Annotated in this window: 14 protein-coding genes; all 14 read right to left on the bottom strand. The window is 65.4% G+C overall.

The genetic code is table 11. The features are described 5' to 3' along the window. Positions 1–39: 39 nt before the first annotated feature. A complete protein-coding gene (locus tag NJ75_RS13745; RefSeq protein ID WP_015449261.1) occupies positions 40–1,281 on the bottom strand; it encodes an MFS transporter in 1,242 nt (413 codons plus the stop codon). After that, complete coding sequence (locus NJ75_RS13740) at positions 1,275–2,261, bottom strand: copper resistance protein B (RefSeq protein ID WP_174544608.1); 987 nt, start codon at positions 2,259–2,261, stop codon at positions 1,275–1,277. The genes NJ75_RS13745 and NJ75_RS13740 overlap by 7 nt, the downstream gene beginning before the upstream one ends. After that, positions 2,258–3,964, bottom strand: coding sequence for a copper resistance system multicopper oxidase (locus tag NJ75_RS13735; RefSeq protein WP_015449263.1), 1,707 nt, complete (start codon positions 3,962–3,964; stop codon positions 2,258–2,260). Before NJ75_RS13735 ends, NJ75_RS13740 begins: the two co-directional genes overlap by 4 nt. A 25-nt stretch (positions 3,965–3,989) precedes the next feature. After that, positions 3,990–5,015 (bottom strand): alcohol dehydrogenase AdhP, encoded by a 1,026-nt coding sequence (gene adhP / locus NJ75_RS13730; RefSeq protein WP_037569599.1) that lies wholly within the window; start codon positions 5,013–5,015, stop codon positions 3,990–3,992. A gap of 26 nt (positions 5,016–5,041) precedes the next feature. Next, positions 5,042–6,562, bottom strand: coding sequence for an aldehyde dehydrogenase family protein (locus NJ75_RS13725; protein ID WP_039335428.1), 1,521 nt, complete (start codon positions 6,560–6,562; stop codon positions 5,042–5,044). A gap of 252 nt (positions 6,563–6,814) precedes the next feature. After that, positions 6,815–7,144, bottom strand: a complete 330-nt coding sequence (locus tag NJ75_RS13720; RefSeq protein ID WP_039335426.1) for a hypothetical protein — start codon at positions 7,142–7,144, stop codon at positions 6,815–6,817. Between the two features lie 147 nt (positions 7,145–7,291). Then, complete coding sequence (locus tag NJ75_RS24900; RefSeq protein WP_015449265.1) at positions 7,292–7,693, bottom strand: hypothetical protein; 402 nt, start codon at positions 7,691–7,693, stop codon at positions 7,292–7,294. 318 nt (positions 7,694–8,011) lie between these two features. Next, positions 8,012–8,302, bottom strand: a complete 291-nt coding sequence (locus tag NJ75_RS13710) for a hypothetical protein (protein ID WP_007406388.1) — start codon at positions 8,300–8,302, stop codon at positions 8,012–8,014. 228 nt (positions 8,303–8,530) lie between these two features. Beyond that, positions 8,531–9,832, bottom strand: coding sequence for a glycoside hydrolase family 130 protein (locus NJ75_RS13705; RefSeq protein ID WP_438830636.1), 1,302 nt, complete (start codon positions 9,830–9,832; stop codon positions 8,531–8,533). A gap of 254 nt (positions 9,833–10,086) precedes the next feature. After that, positions 10,087–10,527, bottom strand: a complete 441-nt coding sequence (locus NJ75_RS13700) for a four-helix bundle copper-binding protein (RefSeq protein WP_015449267.1) — start codon at positions 10,525–10,527, stop codon at positions 10,087–10,089. A gap of 14 nt (positions 10,528–10,541) precedes the next feature. Continuing rightward, the gene (locus NJ75_RS13695) at positions 10,542–10,985 is read right to left on the bottom strand and encodes a DUF1622 domain-containing protein (RefSeq protein WP_007406411.1); all 444 of its coding nucleotides are present in this window, start codon (positions 10,983–10,985) and stop codon (positions 10,542–10,544) included. Then, complete coding sequence (locus NJ75_RS13690; RefSeq protein ID WP_039335417.1) at positions 10,972–11,694, bottom strand: cytochrome c3 family protein; 723 nt, start codon at positions 11,692–11,694, stop codon at positions 10,972–10,974. The genes NJ75_RS13695 and NJ75_RS13690 overlap by 14 nt, the downstream gene beginning before the upstream one ends. After that, complete coding sequence (locus tag NJ75_RS13685; protein WP_017503491.1) at positions 11,691–12,419, bottom strand: hypothetical protein; 729 nt, start codon at positions 12,417–12,419, stop codon at positions 11,691–11,693. Before NJ75_RS13685 ends, NJ75_RS13690 begins: the two co-directional genes overlap by 4 nt. Continuing rightward, the gene (locus NJ75_RS13680) at positions 12,419–14,335 is read right to left on the bottom strand and encodes a 2Fe-2S iron-sulfur cluster-binding protein (protein WP_039335413.1); all 1,917 of its coding nucleotides are present in this window, start codon (positions 14,333–14,335) and stop codon (positions 12,419–12,421) included. The genes NJ75_RS13685 and NJ75_RS13680 overlap by 1 nt, the downstream gene beginning before the upstream one ends. Between the last annotated feature and the right edge of the window lie 10 nt (positions 14,336–14,345).

The following is a 14,345-nucleotide window of genomic DNA, read 5'->3' as shown; positions in this document are numbered from 1 at the left end:
TCCTAATGATCTATACGCATTGATGCCCCCTACCCCTCATCACGCTGAAGATTTCACGATGGCGCGCGGCCTCCAGGCGAGCGGCAAGGACACAAGCAGCGCCAGCGACAGACCACCAATCCCCCACAAGACTAAGTGCTGCGCCCCGGGAGCGACGACGGCGATCGCCAGCGGCGCGAGCGCCTGCCCGATGCTGGCGGCGGAATGCTGGAGACCGAGCTTCAGACCCGAAGGGGCTGCCGCACCGCTGATCCAGAAGCTGGTGACCAATCGAAGGGTTGCCGAGCTCCAGCCGGCAGCAACGATGATCCCACTGAGTTCGGCCATGCTCGCGGCGACAGGGAACAGGAAGAGCGCCGCAGCCAGCAGGCCGAGCGTCAGCCCCGCAAGCCGCCTCGGCATGGTCACCAGCCAATCGAGCCTCGCATGGAAGATCTGTGCTGCCAGCATGCCCAATCCGCAGAGACTGAGCATCCAGGCGATCTCTTCGCGGCTCAGCGAAATGACGCTCCGCGTCACCAGGAGATTGACATGCATCGCCGCCAGCCCGCCGCCCGCGACGATCGTGACGAAAAGCAGGATCAGCGTCGCGCCGAGCGTCGGCGCGGGCAGGTCTCCGCCATCGATGCAAGGTGCACACCAGCGCGGCAGACGCACGGCGCAAAGCGCCGCCCCGACGGCACCGATGCCGAAAGCGAGGATCATGAGGGGAGCGCGGGGCAGGATCGCGGCCGAGACCTCCGCCACCAGCGGACCGGCGAGATCGCCCAGAAACAAGAAGGCGGTCAGCCAGGTGAAGCGCCGCGCCTGGTCCGCGCGCTCGTTTGCGGCAAAGCTCGCGCAGAGCAAGCCCAACGGTATGATGGCGGCCGACGCCATCCCCGCCACCAGGCGCAATGCATAAAGCTCAGGCAGCCCGACGAGGCCGATCGGCGCGGTCACCAGGGCGAGGATGACCAGCGCTGCGCGCAACATCGCCCGATAGTCGACCCGGTCCGCGATCCAGCCCCAGAGCGGCGCCGCCAGCAAGGCTGCCAGGGGATGGACCGCGGTCAGGCTCGCGACATGAAAATCATGAGCGCTTGACGATAGCGCGCCACGAGCCGGGTCGACCAGTGCCGGAAGGAAGGCGAGAATGGCCGTCTGTCCCGCCGACGCCGCAGCCGCCGCGAGCAACAAGACGAAAAAGGAGGCCGGCCAGCGACCGTTGGCTTGCGATCCAGCCTTGTCACGCGGCGCGTTCGCGGTCGACCCCTCGAGTGGCCATCCGCGGATCACCACCAGGCGCGCAAGCCGATCACCAGCCGGTGTTCGGATGACCCCTCGCCCCGCAGGCGTCGGAAGCCCGCCGTGCCATCGAACGCGCGCTCCCAGACGAAGCCGATATAGGGCGCGAACTTGCGCGACACCTCGTAGCGCAACCGTCCGCTCAGCTCGACATTGCTGAAGCCGCTGCCGAGCTGCCGATCGCTCGACCGCTTCGAATAGATATTGGTCTCCACCTGCGGCGTAAGGATCAACCGATTGGTGAACAAGACCTCATAGGACGCCTTGGCGCGCGCCGCGAGACGCCCATCGGTTCCTACATAGCCGGTGAGCTGGACGTCGAACCAATAGGGCGCCAGTCCCTCGACGCCGGCGGCCAGCCAGGTGGTCGCACCCTTGCCGAGATCCTGCCTGACCCCGAGCAGCGTGCCCCAGAACGGGTTCTTGCTGTGCCACCACAGCGCCTCGACGCTGCTCTCCGGATCGAGACGTTGGTCGCGGGAGTTCTTGAGCCCCTGGCTGCGCAGCCAGAGCTTGTCATTGTCCTGACCCTTGGTGACGAGCACGGTCCAGCCCACGCCCTGACCCTCGTTGCCGCTGGTGAACTCAAGCTCATCGACAAGTATCTTGGGGATTGAGAGCTTGTCGGCCATCTCATAGCCCGGCAGCGTCGAGTTGCGGTAGCCGTCGGCATAATCGTCCGAGTTGCGCGCGTCCGGCGGGGCCTGGCCGCCCTGCATCGAGCCCATGTCCATCGTGGCGCCGTTACCGGACGCCTTCGTGTCGGTCATATCCATGCCCGGCATGTCCATGCCCGCATGGTCCTGAGAGCCTTGCGCGGAAGGGGTGTGCTGAGCGGGAGTGGCCGTTTGGGCAGGGGTGGCGGCGGGCGACGGGGGCGAGGCATCCTGCGCGAGGGCGGGAGCCGTGATCGCCGGCGCCAGGAAGAGGGCAGCGCCAAGAGCGATGCCGCGCGAGGGGAAAATCCGGATCATGCGACCACCACCTCCCGGAACATGCCGGCCGCCATGTGATAGAGCAGATGGCAGTGGAAGGCCCATCGGCCCATGGCGTCGGCGGTGACGCGGAAGCTCACCCGCTGGGCGGGCTGGACCACGACCGTATGCTTGCGGACCTGGAAGGCGCCGTCCGGGCCTTCGACATCGCTCCACATGCCGTGCAGATGCATCGGATGCGCCATCATCGTGTCGTTGACGAAGGTGACGCGCAGCCGCTCGTTTGGCTTGAAATGAAGCGGCCTGGAATCGTTGAGCTTGATGCCGTCGAGCGACCAGATGAACCGTTCCATATTGCCCGTCAGATGCAGCTCGATGTCGCGCTCGGGCTCGCGCGGGTCGGGATCGCCGCCCGGCGTGCGCAGATCGGCCAGCGTCAGCACGCGCCAGCCGCGCCCGCGCAGCCCGGCGCCGGGATCGTCGAGATTGGTGCGCGGATAGTCGACGCGCATGTCGGTATTGGCGCCATATTCGGTGCGGGCGTGCCGTGCCCTGGCCGGCATCTCGGTCATGCCGTGCCCGGCATGCGCGTCGCCTCCCATTGCGCCCATCGTCGCCATCGCGCCCATCATGTCGACCGGCTCGAGCCAGGTCCGGGCATCGAGCGGCGGCACGGCTGCCGCCATGCCCGGGGCCGGTGCGATCGTGCCACGCGCATAGCCGCTCCGATCGATCGCCTGCGCGAAGATGGTGCGGGCGCCGCCCTCGGGCATGGTGAACTCGACGTCGTAGGTCTCGCCCGGGCCGATCCGGAATTCCTCGACCGTGACCGGCTCGACCGGCTGCCCGTCGGTCGATACGACCGTCAGCTCGACCCCGGGGATCCGCACGTCGAAGAACGTCGCCGTCCCCGCGCCGACGAAGCGCAGGCGCACGCGCTCGCCGGGCGCGGCGATACCGGTCCAGTTGCCGGCGGGCGGCGCGCCGTTCATCAGATAGGTGTAGGTCGCGGCAGAGACATCGCTGTAGTCGGTCGGGTTCATCCGCGAGCTGTTCCACATCCGCCGCCGCTCGAGCGCCTTGCCCAAGCCCATGGTGCCGACATCCTTGAGGAAATCGCCGGCGGTCGGCTGCGCAAAATTATAGTAGCTGCTCTGCTTCTTGAGATTGAGGAAGATCTGCAGCGGCGGCTCGTCCGACCAGTCGCTGAGCACGATGCAATAGTCGCGATCGGGCGCCCGCGCCGTCGGCACCTGTTTTGGCTCCACGATGATCGCTCCATAGAGTCCCGTCTGCTCGGCGAGCGTGTGAGCGTGATACCAGTAGGTTCCGCTCTGGCGGACCTCGAAGCGATAGGTGAAGGTCTCGCCCGGCGCGATGCCGGCAAAGCTGATGCCGGGCACGCCGTCCATCTCCGCCGGCACGATGATGCCGTGCCAATGGATGCTCGACATCTCCTTGAGGCCGTTGCGTACGCGCAGCGTGACCGTGTCGCCTTCGCGCAGGCGCAGGACCGGCGCGGGCACGCTGCCGTTCACGGCGGTCGCGATACGGCGTTTGCCGGTGAAGTTGACCGGCAGCTCGGCGATCTCGAGGTCGAACTCGGTCCCGCTCAGCTCAGCGGGCAAGGTTGGTGCGGATCGCGCGAGAAGCGCCGGGGCGAAACCGGCGACCGCGCCGCCGATCGCCAGCCCCTGGACGAAACGGCGCCGCGCGATCGGCCGGATATGTAAGGGAGACATGAACTGTACTTTCGCGAAGTCGGCTTCAGGCGAGGTCGAGGACGATCCGGCCCTCGATGTCGCCATGATGCATGCGGGAGAAGACGTCGTTGATGTTCTCGAGCCTGTCCGCATGGACCGTGGCCTTGACCTTGCCCTCGCCGGCGAACGCCAGTGCCTCGAGCAGATCGAGCCGCGTGCCAACGATCGAGCCGCGCACGGTAATGCCGTTCAGCACGGTGTCGAAGATCGACAACGGGAAGTCGCCCGGCGGCAGGCCGTTGAGCGCGACCGTGCCGCCGCGCCGGACCATGCCGAGCGCCTGCTGGAACGCCTTGGGCGAAACGGCGGTCACCAGCGCCCCGTGCGCGCCGCCAATGGCTTTCTTGAGCGCTGCCGAAGGGTCCTCGTTGCGCGCGTTGACCGTCAGTGTGGCGCCAAGGCGTGTAGCGAGGTCGAGCTTGCTATCGTCGATGTCGACCGCGGCCACATTGAGACCCATGGCTCGGGCATATTGCACCGCCATGTGGCCGAGCCCGCCAATGCCGGAGACGACCACCCACTCGCCGGGTCGGGCCTCGGTGGCCTTCAATCCCTTGTAGACGGTGACGCCCGCGCAGAGGATCGGCGCAATGTCGAGGAAGTCGACATTGTCGGGAAGGTGACCAACATAGTTGGGATCGGCGAGGACATATTCGGCAAAGCTGCCATTGACCGAATAGCCGGTGTTCTGCTGTTCGTGGCAAAGCGTCTCCCAGCCACCCAGGCAATGCACGCAGTGCCCGCAGGCGGTGTAGAGCCAGGGCACACCGACCCGGTCGCCTTCCTTCACATGGGTGACGCCTGCACCGACGGCGGCGACATGCCCGACGCCTTCATGGCCAGGAATGAAGGGCGGGTTGGGCTTGACCGGCCAGTCTCCTTCTGCCGCGTGCAGGTCGGTATGGCACACGCCGGTTGCCGCAATCTTGACCAGGATCTGCCCGGGGCCGACCGCCGGGATCGGCGCCTCCTCGATGACCAGGGGCTTGCCGAATTCGCGGACGACCGCCGCTTTCATGGTTTTCGCCATGTCCGTTTCTCCTTTTAAGCGGGGGGTCAGAATAGGCCGAGCGCGTGCTCGTCATAGGAGACGAGCAGATTCTTGGTCTGCTGATAATGATCGAGCATCATCCGGTGGTTTTCACGCCCGAAGCCCGATGCCTTGTATCCGCCGAAGGCGGCATGGGCGGGGTACTGATGATAGCAGTTGGTCCAGACCCGCCCGGCCTCGATCGCGCGGCCGAGCCGGTAGGCGGTGTTGCCGCTCCGGGTCCAGACGCCCGCGCCAAGACCGTAGGCGGTGTCATTGGCAAGTGCGATCGCCTCCTCGACCGTCTTGAACGTGGTGACCGACAGGACGGGACCGAAGATCTCCTCCTGGAAGATGCGCATGTGGTTCTGACCCACGAACACGGTCGGCTGCACGAAATAGCCCTGGTCGAGCGCACCGCCCGGCAGCGCCCTGGCGCCACCGACCAGACACTGCGCGCCCTCGGCCTTGCCGATATCGATATAGCCCAGGATCTTGTGGAGCTGGTCCTCCGACGCCTGCGCGCCGACCTGGACCGACGGGTCGAGCGGATCGCCCTGGCGGATCGCGGCGACGCGCGCCACGGCGCGCTCGATGAAGCGGTCGAAGATCGACTCATGGATCAGGGCGCGCGACGGGCAGGTACAGACCTCGCCCTTGTTGAAGGCGAACAAAGTAAAGCCTTCGAGCGCCTTGTCGAAGAAGGCATCGTCCTCGTCGAGCACGTCCGCCATGAAGATGTTGGGCGACTTGCCGCCAAGCTCCATCGTCTGGGGGATCAGATGGTCCGCCGCGGCGTGCATGATCTGCTTGCCGGTGACGGTCTCGCCGGTGAACGAGACCTTGGCGATGCGCGGATTGGCGGCGATCGCCTGGCCAACGGTCCGTCCCGGGCCGGTAACGACATTGAGCACGCCGGGCGGCAGGATGTCGGCGGTGAGCTCGGCGAACATCAGCAAGGTGAGCGGCGTCTGGGATGCGGGTTTGATGACGGTGCAGTTGCCCGCCGCCAGCGCCGGGGCGATCTTCCACGCCGCCATCAGCAGCGGGAAGTTCCACGGGATGATCTGGCCGACGACGCCGAGCGGCTCGCGGAAATGATAGGCGATGGTGTCCGCATCGATCGTCGAGATGCCGCCTTCCTCCGCCCGGATGCAGCCGGCGAAGTAGCGGAAATGGTCGATCGCGAGCGGCACGTCGGCAGCGCGCGTCTCGCGGATCGGCTTGCCATTGTCGATCGTCTCGGCAAGTGCCAGCAACTCCAGATTGTCTTCGAGCCGGTCGGCGACGCGATTGAGAATCCTGGCGCGTTCGGCGGGCGCGATCCTTGCCCATTGATCCTTGGCGGCGTGCGCCGCATCGAGCGCGCGCTCGACATCTTCCGGCGTCGACAGCGCGAACTCTGCGATCTGGGCGCCATTGATCGGGCTCGTGTCGGCGAAATACTCGCCGCCCGCAGGAGCGCTCCAGCGGCCTCCGATGAAATTATCATAGCGGTGTCGGAAGGAGGCCGCCGCGTTAATGGTCCCGATCGCCTCCTCGAACATAACCTGACTCCATCTCTATCGATGGCCTGACGGAGTAATCTCTTTGCCCGGGTGGCCTATAAGTAAGTTCCGCAGAAGGTAGTCTGGTATCGGGGTCGCGGGCTTGAGGGTCAGACACGCCAACAGAGCCGATGACTATTCATCGACTCCTGAACGTATTCGCGCACGCCTGATCGGAATTATGCCGAGACAGGCGTTACTCGGCCGAGTCTTCTTTTGGCGAGGGCGGCGCTTGGCATTCCAATTCTGGCGTTACGCCCGGACGCACTTTAGGCTCACCCAATCGCCTTTCTGAAGCGTCCCGTCCCTCACGCGGAAATGAGCATAATGGTCGTCGAAAATCTGGTCGACTTCGACATGACCGACAAGACGGCGGTGGCGCGGCGTTGCGTGATAGACTTCGAGTATCTGCCCGATGTGCGCGCCATCGGCCTTACCCAGGCAGGCCACTGTGCCGCCCGCATCCATACGGACGATCTTGCCGCGCATGAACAAGCTATGGCCGATACCCTGTGCGAGGAGCGGCGTGCTGCCAAAGAGCAGAAAGCCAACAGCAGCACCGACGCCAAGATGTTTTCGCATCGCTGTTTCCTCTGTCAAGTCAGACGCTCGGACCCGGTTTTGAAAGCTGGGAGCACGGGGCGACGCTGGGCATCGTCAAAGAACTGGCCCGCCGCGGGGGAACGGCGGGCCCTCAGCCCCTGGGGTCTGTTCTCGGGGCTGGAAACCTCACATGTCGCTCATCGGCTTGTCGGCCATGGGCTTGGCGGTCTTCTTCTTCGCCGCCGGCTTGGCCTTCTTCATCGGCATCTTGCAGCAGCCACTCTTCGCCTTACCGGCCATGCCCGAGCCGTTCGATGCAGGCGAGCCGCCGGACATGCCGGCCATCCCCGACATGCCCTGTTGATCCTGCTGGGCCGGTTGCCCCTGCTGCTTCTGCGCGCCGGCCTGATGATCCTTCATCATCTGATCGTGCATCTGCTGCCCGCCATGATCCATGCCCTGCTGGTGGGCATGGGCCGGCGCAGCCTGCGCGGGCGCGGGCGTCGACTGGGCGAGAGCGGTGCCGGCGGCGAAGGTTAGCGTCGCGAAGAGGCTGACGGGCGCCGCGAGAAATGTCGTCTGTCGCATTGAGGGTCTCCGAGTGTTCTTCCTGTTGCCCGATCGACGTTCCGATCCCGGCAATTCCGAAGCTTCAATGCTGCTAGCGAGACGCAGTCTGTATACGTAACTTACGAATCGAAATCCGATCGGCCGTGTGCCTGCTGGAGCAGGCGCGTAAAATGATGATCCGGGATCGATCAAAAATGTGACCCGGCCTGGTTTTCTCGTCCTGAGACCGGCCAGAAAAGCGATTGGCCCGCCGTGGGAACGGCGGACCAAGGCTTCGGTTGAAAGCGGCCATGATCTTGTCCGTCAACCTTGTCGTCTGATGGAATGATGGCAGGGTCAGCAACCACCGTCCGACCTGTGTGACATGCCGGAGGCGCCGTCCTGGTCCTGCGAATCCCGCATCGCCATTCGATGGCCCTGCATCATCTGGCCGTGCATCTGCTCCTTACCGTGAGCCATGCCCTGCATGTGGGCAGGATCGGGCTGGGCAGGCGCCGGCCTGGCCTTGAGGGTCTCCTCAAGATCGGGCATGCCCGGCGGCATCCCGTCCGCCAGCACCGGTCCGGCACTGACGGCGAGGAAGCCGAGAGCTGCGAGCGAAGCGATCATTGCCGTCTTCTTGCGCAAGTATCCATTCCTTCAAGTCTGGGTTTCCCGTTCGATCGAGCATATGCCCGGTCGATTGTCGCCCCTTCCGGAGCTTGCCCGTGAAATGGTGTCACCTTCCGCCTTGCTGTATACGTAATGTGCGAAGTCCGTCTCTGAGATGGCCATAAATTATCGCACTGGCATCGTTGTTGTGCCGATGTGTAACTATGGTTCGGACTCGAGAGCAGGACAGGTCGGCAACAGTGACTAATCCATGGCGGCCAGCAGACGCTCGAGAGGAATAGTGGCAAAAGTGGTGAAGCTGTCAGCAATGGCATAAGGCAGTACCAGCACCCGATTATGTACCATCGCGCCGCAGCTGTAGGCTACGTTTGGCACATAACCTTCGCGCTCATCCATGTCCGACCGCAAAAGCGGTAGCTTCGTCCGCGCCAGCAGCTTCGAGGGATCGTCACGGTCCAGCAGGCACGCCCCGATGCAATAGTTCCGAACGGCGCCGACTCCATGAGTTACGACCAGCCAGCCTTCGTCGATCTCGATCGGCGATCCGCAATTACCGATCTGGACAAACTCCCAAGGCCAGCGAGGTTCGATGGCTTTCGCTCCGCCACTCCAGTCGTGAATGTCCGCGGACGTCAGGAACCAGATATTTTCGTTATCCTCGCGCCCAAGCATGGCAAAGTGCCCGGCAATGCGTCGGGGGAAAAGCGCCATGCCCTTGCTACCGGTGGCATCCCCACGCAGCGGTCTGAGTTCGAATGTCCGGAAGTCCGGCGTGGACAACAACTCCTGCCGGACGGACTGGCCGCTAAATGCCGTATATGTACCGAAATAGGTGGCTCGGCCATCGTCGTCCAGGAAGCGGACCAAGCGAAGGTCTTCGATGCCACCACGCTGGCTGGGGGTTGTCGGAAAGATCACGATCTCCGAGAGATCGTGGCTGCCATCGCACTTGATCCGAATGCCCGCGTCCGGCCCGTCCTCGCCGGAGATGTTTTCAGTCTCCAGCACGAGCGGCATGGGGCTCGGAGGATTGATTGCTATGGTTCCGTCCGCGGCGCAAAACCCGGTGCGAAAGGTGACGGAGGAGATATGCCCCTCGCCCACGCCTCGCAGGGAAAGAATGAATCGGAGAGAGTTTTCAGGTACAGCAGACTGATCAGGATGCAGGACGATGCTCGGATTGAAAAGCGCTGCTGCCTCATAGGAATATTCGTTGCAAAAATGGGCACCGATCAAGAGCGCCTGTTCATGGGTGACCTCGCAATCACAGACGATGATGCCATCAACCTCGTGGAACCGCCGCAAAAACAGGGACGGAACCTCACGATGCCTTCCCGAGAAATCATCAAGAATGCGTTGCAACTCATCGTGGAGCGATGCTGGGTCGAGCGCCAGGACGCGGTCGGCGATGCGCTGCGCACGTGGCTGATCCGGTACCGCATATTTATAGGTTTCCGTCGACGGCATATAGGGTCTGATCACTACCCTTGCTGGATTGGGGCGGAGCAATTCGGGTAGCCGGTTGACAAATTCGGCGGTTGACACTGACTTCTCCAATACAGATCGACCGTGGAGCGTTCACGCAATCGTAAAGATGGTGCTCGGCATTACCCGACTATCGGGTGGCGGCACGGAAGGCTCCGGCGATGGCGGGTGCGATGATTTCCGCCGTTGCCGGATACTCGGACTTTGTGCCACGTGCCATGATCGCTGTCCTGGCGTAGTTGTCGGACACACAAGCTGTGACCGGGGGCTCTGGCCTGAACGTGACTATGTGGGGCACGTGCGAAGCGCGCCGCTCAGCTCGACATGTCCGCCATCGTTCGGCAGCTCGCCGCGCATTTCTTGCAGGTGGCCGAGCAACGCGCGATCCGCTGGTCCGCGCTATGGCGTCCGCATTCCTCGGCGCAGCGCTCGCAAGCGTCGGCGCAGGCGCGGCAGACGATGCGGTGCAGGGCAGATTCCCGCAGCATCGAGTTGGCGGTCGCCTGGCACAGTTCCGCACAGTCGTTCAGCATGGCGATCAGCGACGCCGTAGCTGACGCGCCGCCTTGCTTCGTCAGCCAAGCGGCGGTTTCCAGGCACATGCGGTGCGAAGCCACGCAATCGTCGATGCAGTCCGTCATCGACATCGCCATCCCTTCCATTCGATGCTGCTGCGCCGCCGCCGGCACAGCCAGCGTTCCGGCGGCGGCAAGGCCGGCGCCGGCCATCAGCAATTCGCGTCTCTCGATCATCATGCACCTCCCATCTGCTATCCCTTGAGCGCTGTGCCGCATCCGGCGGCCTCAGCCGTCGCAGGCGACCCATCCGACGCCGCACGCGCCTTCTCCCGCGCCATCCGGGTTTCCTCCCAGGGCCAGTGGCCGTTGATCTCGACCCCGAGCGAGATGCTCAGGAAGGTCCGCACCAGCACCAGCCCGGCCAGAACGATGAGATCGTCGAGCGTTGGGTTGATCACCAGCGACTTGACGATGTCGCCGGCGACCAGAAATTCCAGGCCGAGCAGGATGCTGCGGCCGAGCGCCGAGCGGAACGCGCTATAGGCCTCGGTCCGGTCGCCCGCCCTCGCCCGCCGCGCAAACAGAAAGGTTGCGAGCCCCGCGCCGACCAGGATGGTCAGCGTGCCCGCCAGTTCCAGGCCAATCACCGCGAGCCGGAAGAAGGCGCTCAGCCAGTCGGCCTCAATGGTGATCATACCAGCCTCGCTTGCGGATATTGTTGAAGCTGTCGGTGGCGTGACAGGCATAGCATTGGTCGACGCGCGCCTTCGATCCGGCTGCGCGCTGCGAGACCATGCTGAAATGCTCCATGAAGTGACTCGGCGGCGCCTTGTGGCACTCGGCGCACTGCGTCGAATTGACCGATGGATGGCGATAATTGACGATCTTCCAGCTGTCGGTCTTGTGGCAGCTCGCGCAGTCGGTGCCGAACAGGGCCTGGTGCGGATCGCGGAACGCATGGCAGCTCGCGCAATTGAGCGCGGTCTCGGGAGTCAGGCTTCTAGTGTTTGTCGACATGCCCGCCGAAGGCTGCCGCCACTTTGCCATGTCGAGCAAGGCGGCGTGATCCATGCGGATGATGCCGCGCTCTCCCTCATGTTCGACGTGGCAGGAGGTGCACTGCGTCGCTTTCGCGTGGAACTGAGTCGACTGCTTCGTCCCGAAATCCGTGCCCGCATGGCAGGTGAGACAGGTCCGGGTTTCGACGCCCTTGCCCGGCGTGTGGCAGGCCGTGCATTGGCCGGCGAAGGACTGGTGCGCGCTCGAGAGCGGGCCGGGCGAGACGAGCTGCGCCATCAGGCCGGCATCCCTCGGCGCGTCCGATCGCATCCGGATCGCGACCGCGGCGACCATCACCAGCAGGGCCGCGATGAAGACGGCGTAGGAAAGACGCTGCCAGCTCATAGCCAGCGCAGCCCGTAATAGATCGCCGCGCCGACGTGGAGCGCGAGCAGCGCGAAGATGAGACAGCCCAGCAGGATGTGCAGGAACCGCCATCGCGCGAACAGGGTGTTGGTCGCCTCTTCGGCGCGGATCGCGAATTCGGTATCGGCCAGCGCCGCGGCGATCCCCGCCTTGTCCTGGGGGTGCTGGCCCGCGGGCGCATCCCCGGCGACGAACAGATAGCGCCTCCAGCCCGACAGCGGCGCGGCTGCGGTATCGGCCTGCGTCGGCGCGGCCGGCTCCTCGAGGAAGGCGGCGCGAAGCGAAGCCAGTTCCGACCTGCGTCCGCGCAGCGCCCGACCAAGCTGGGCAAGCAGGTAGCGGCCGATGAAGCCGGTGATGACCGTCATCAGCAGAAGGATGGTCAGAAGCAGTCCGACCGGGCTTTCGAGCTTGTGCGCGGCGTGGACCAGACCCAGGATCGGCGCCAGCACGCCGGCATAGATGTGGATGGCGAGCAGGGTCGGCTTGCTGACGAGCCGGGAGAGCGCCTTGTCGACCCAGGCGATATGCTTGGCCGCGACATAGGGAAGCGTCAGCAGCATCAGCACGAGCGCTGCGATCCCGATGATCCCGCCGGCCAGGCTGCCCGGAAAGCGCGGTGACACATGCACGAGGTAGCCGAACGGGAACAGCAGCAGGAACGCGACCAGCAGGCCGACGGCGATGTCGCTGCGTTCGCGCATCAGGCTTCGACCACGAGCGGCGTGCCCGTGCCCTTCGCCTGGCACGCGAGCACATAGCCCTGCGCCTTGTCGGCGGGCGCGAGGCCGGACTCGACCTCCATCGTCACCTCGCCCTGCAGCAGCTTGACGACGCAGGCGCCGCATGTGCCCGCACGGCAGGCATAGGGGATCTCGACGCCCGCGCCCTCGGCCGCCTCGAGCACGGTCTCGTCCGCGGGCAAAGCCGCCGACACCCCCGACACGGAGAAGGTCACCGTGCTCGGTGCCACCTCGGCGCTCGGGGCCGGCTTAGCTGCTGGCGCGGGCGCGGGCTTGACCTCGAGATCCTCGTGGTCGGCCGGCAGCGAGGCCGGACCGAACGCCTCGGTGTGCAGCTGCGCTTCGGGGACGCCGAGTTCCGCCAGCACGCCGCGCATCGCGCCCATCATCGCCGGCGGGCCGCACATATGGATCCGCCGGCTCGCGATCTCCGGCACCGCGGCCAGGATCATCTCGCGGGTGATCGGCCCTTCGGGGCCCATCCAGACGGTGCCGGGCGCGCGCTGCATCGCGGCGACGACATGGAGGTTGGGAAAACGGCGTTCGAGCCGTTCGAGCTCGTCGCGGAACACGAATTCCTCGGTCGACCGTGCGCCGTAGAAGAAGAAGATATCACCCTTCCACGCGGTGTCGGTGAGATAGCGCAGCACCGACATCATCGGGGTGATGCCGACCCCGCCCGCGATCAGCACGATGCTCTGGGCATCCGTTCCCGTGAAGGTGAAGGCGCCGAACGGTCCGCTGACCTTCAGCAGATCGTCGGCGACGACCTTGTCGTGCAGGTATCGCGAGACCACGCCCTGCTCCTCGCGCTTGACCGTCAGTTCGACATAGGCCCGCTGGGTCGGCGAAGAGGCGATCGTGTAGGAACGGCGCGCGGTCTTGCCCGCTTCGGGCTCTACCTCGACCTGCAGGAACTGGCCCGGCAGGAAGTCGAACGGCAGCCGGTCGGCGGCCGGGTCCGCGAGCCGGAAGGTCAGCACGCTCGGCGTCTCTCGCACGATCTGGACCACGCGCAGCTGCCCCGCCCAGCTTTTGGGCTTGCGCAGCGAAGCTCCCGCGGGCGCGGCCGCATTGCTCGAGGCGAGCCCGGCGCTGCCGGCAACGGGGGCAGGTGCGTGCGCGAGCTTCGCAGCGGGCGGGACAGCCTTCGGCTCCGGCTTTTCCGAGGTCTTGGCGGTGGCGACACCGCCGGCGATCGCCCCGATCCGCCGGAGGCGGAAGATCTGCAGCGCGATCAGCGTGGCGCTCACCAGCCCCAGGAAGAGCATGAGAAGGAGGTGTGAGGGCGAGATGCCGAACCAGTGGTCGGCATGGCCGGGCGCGGCCTGGTCGATGTCGAGCTGATCGCGCAGCCAGGCAAGGCCGACCTCCCGGGGCGGCTGCAAGCCCCCGATCGCGCCCTGCGCGGCGGTGCCGGACCGGAACAGGTCGGTTCCATCGCGCAGGCGGCGCGCCGCATCGAGCCGGGCCGAGACCGTGGTTGCACGCGCGCCGTCGGCCGAGGCGGCGTTGATCATCGCCAGACCGGTGCTTACCCGTTCGCCGGCCTGCGCAGCGACCCGCTGCCTTGCCGCTTCGTCGAGCGCGGGAAAGGCGAGCAGCTGCGAGATGAAGCCGGTCCGGCGCGATTCGTGGCCGTGCTCATTCTCCCCTTCCCCATTGATCATGCGATCCATCATGGGGTTCATCATCTTCGCCATGTCCGACGACCCCGGCTCTGCCGGTGCGGACATGCCCCCGCCGGCCGGCATGCCTGCGCCATGATGCGCGGCATGATCCTCGCCCTCCTGCGCGCCCGCGCTCGCGCTCGCGGACAGGCTGAGAGCGATTGCGCAGCCGAGGCTCAAGCGTCGAAGGCTGATCCGCCTGGACATCCTCATCCCC

It is taken from the genome of Novosphingobium subterraneum (assembly GCF_000807925.1).
Classification (GTDB): Bacteria; Pseudomonadota; Alphaproteobacteria; order Sphingomonadales; family Sphingomonadaceae; genus Novosphingobium; species Novosphingobium subterraneum.
This window is presented reverse-complemented; position numbering and strand designations above follow the sequence as displayed.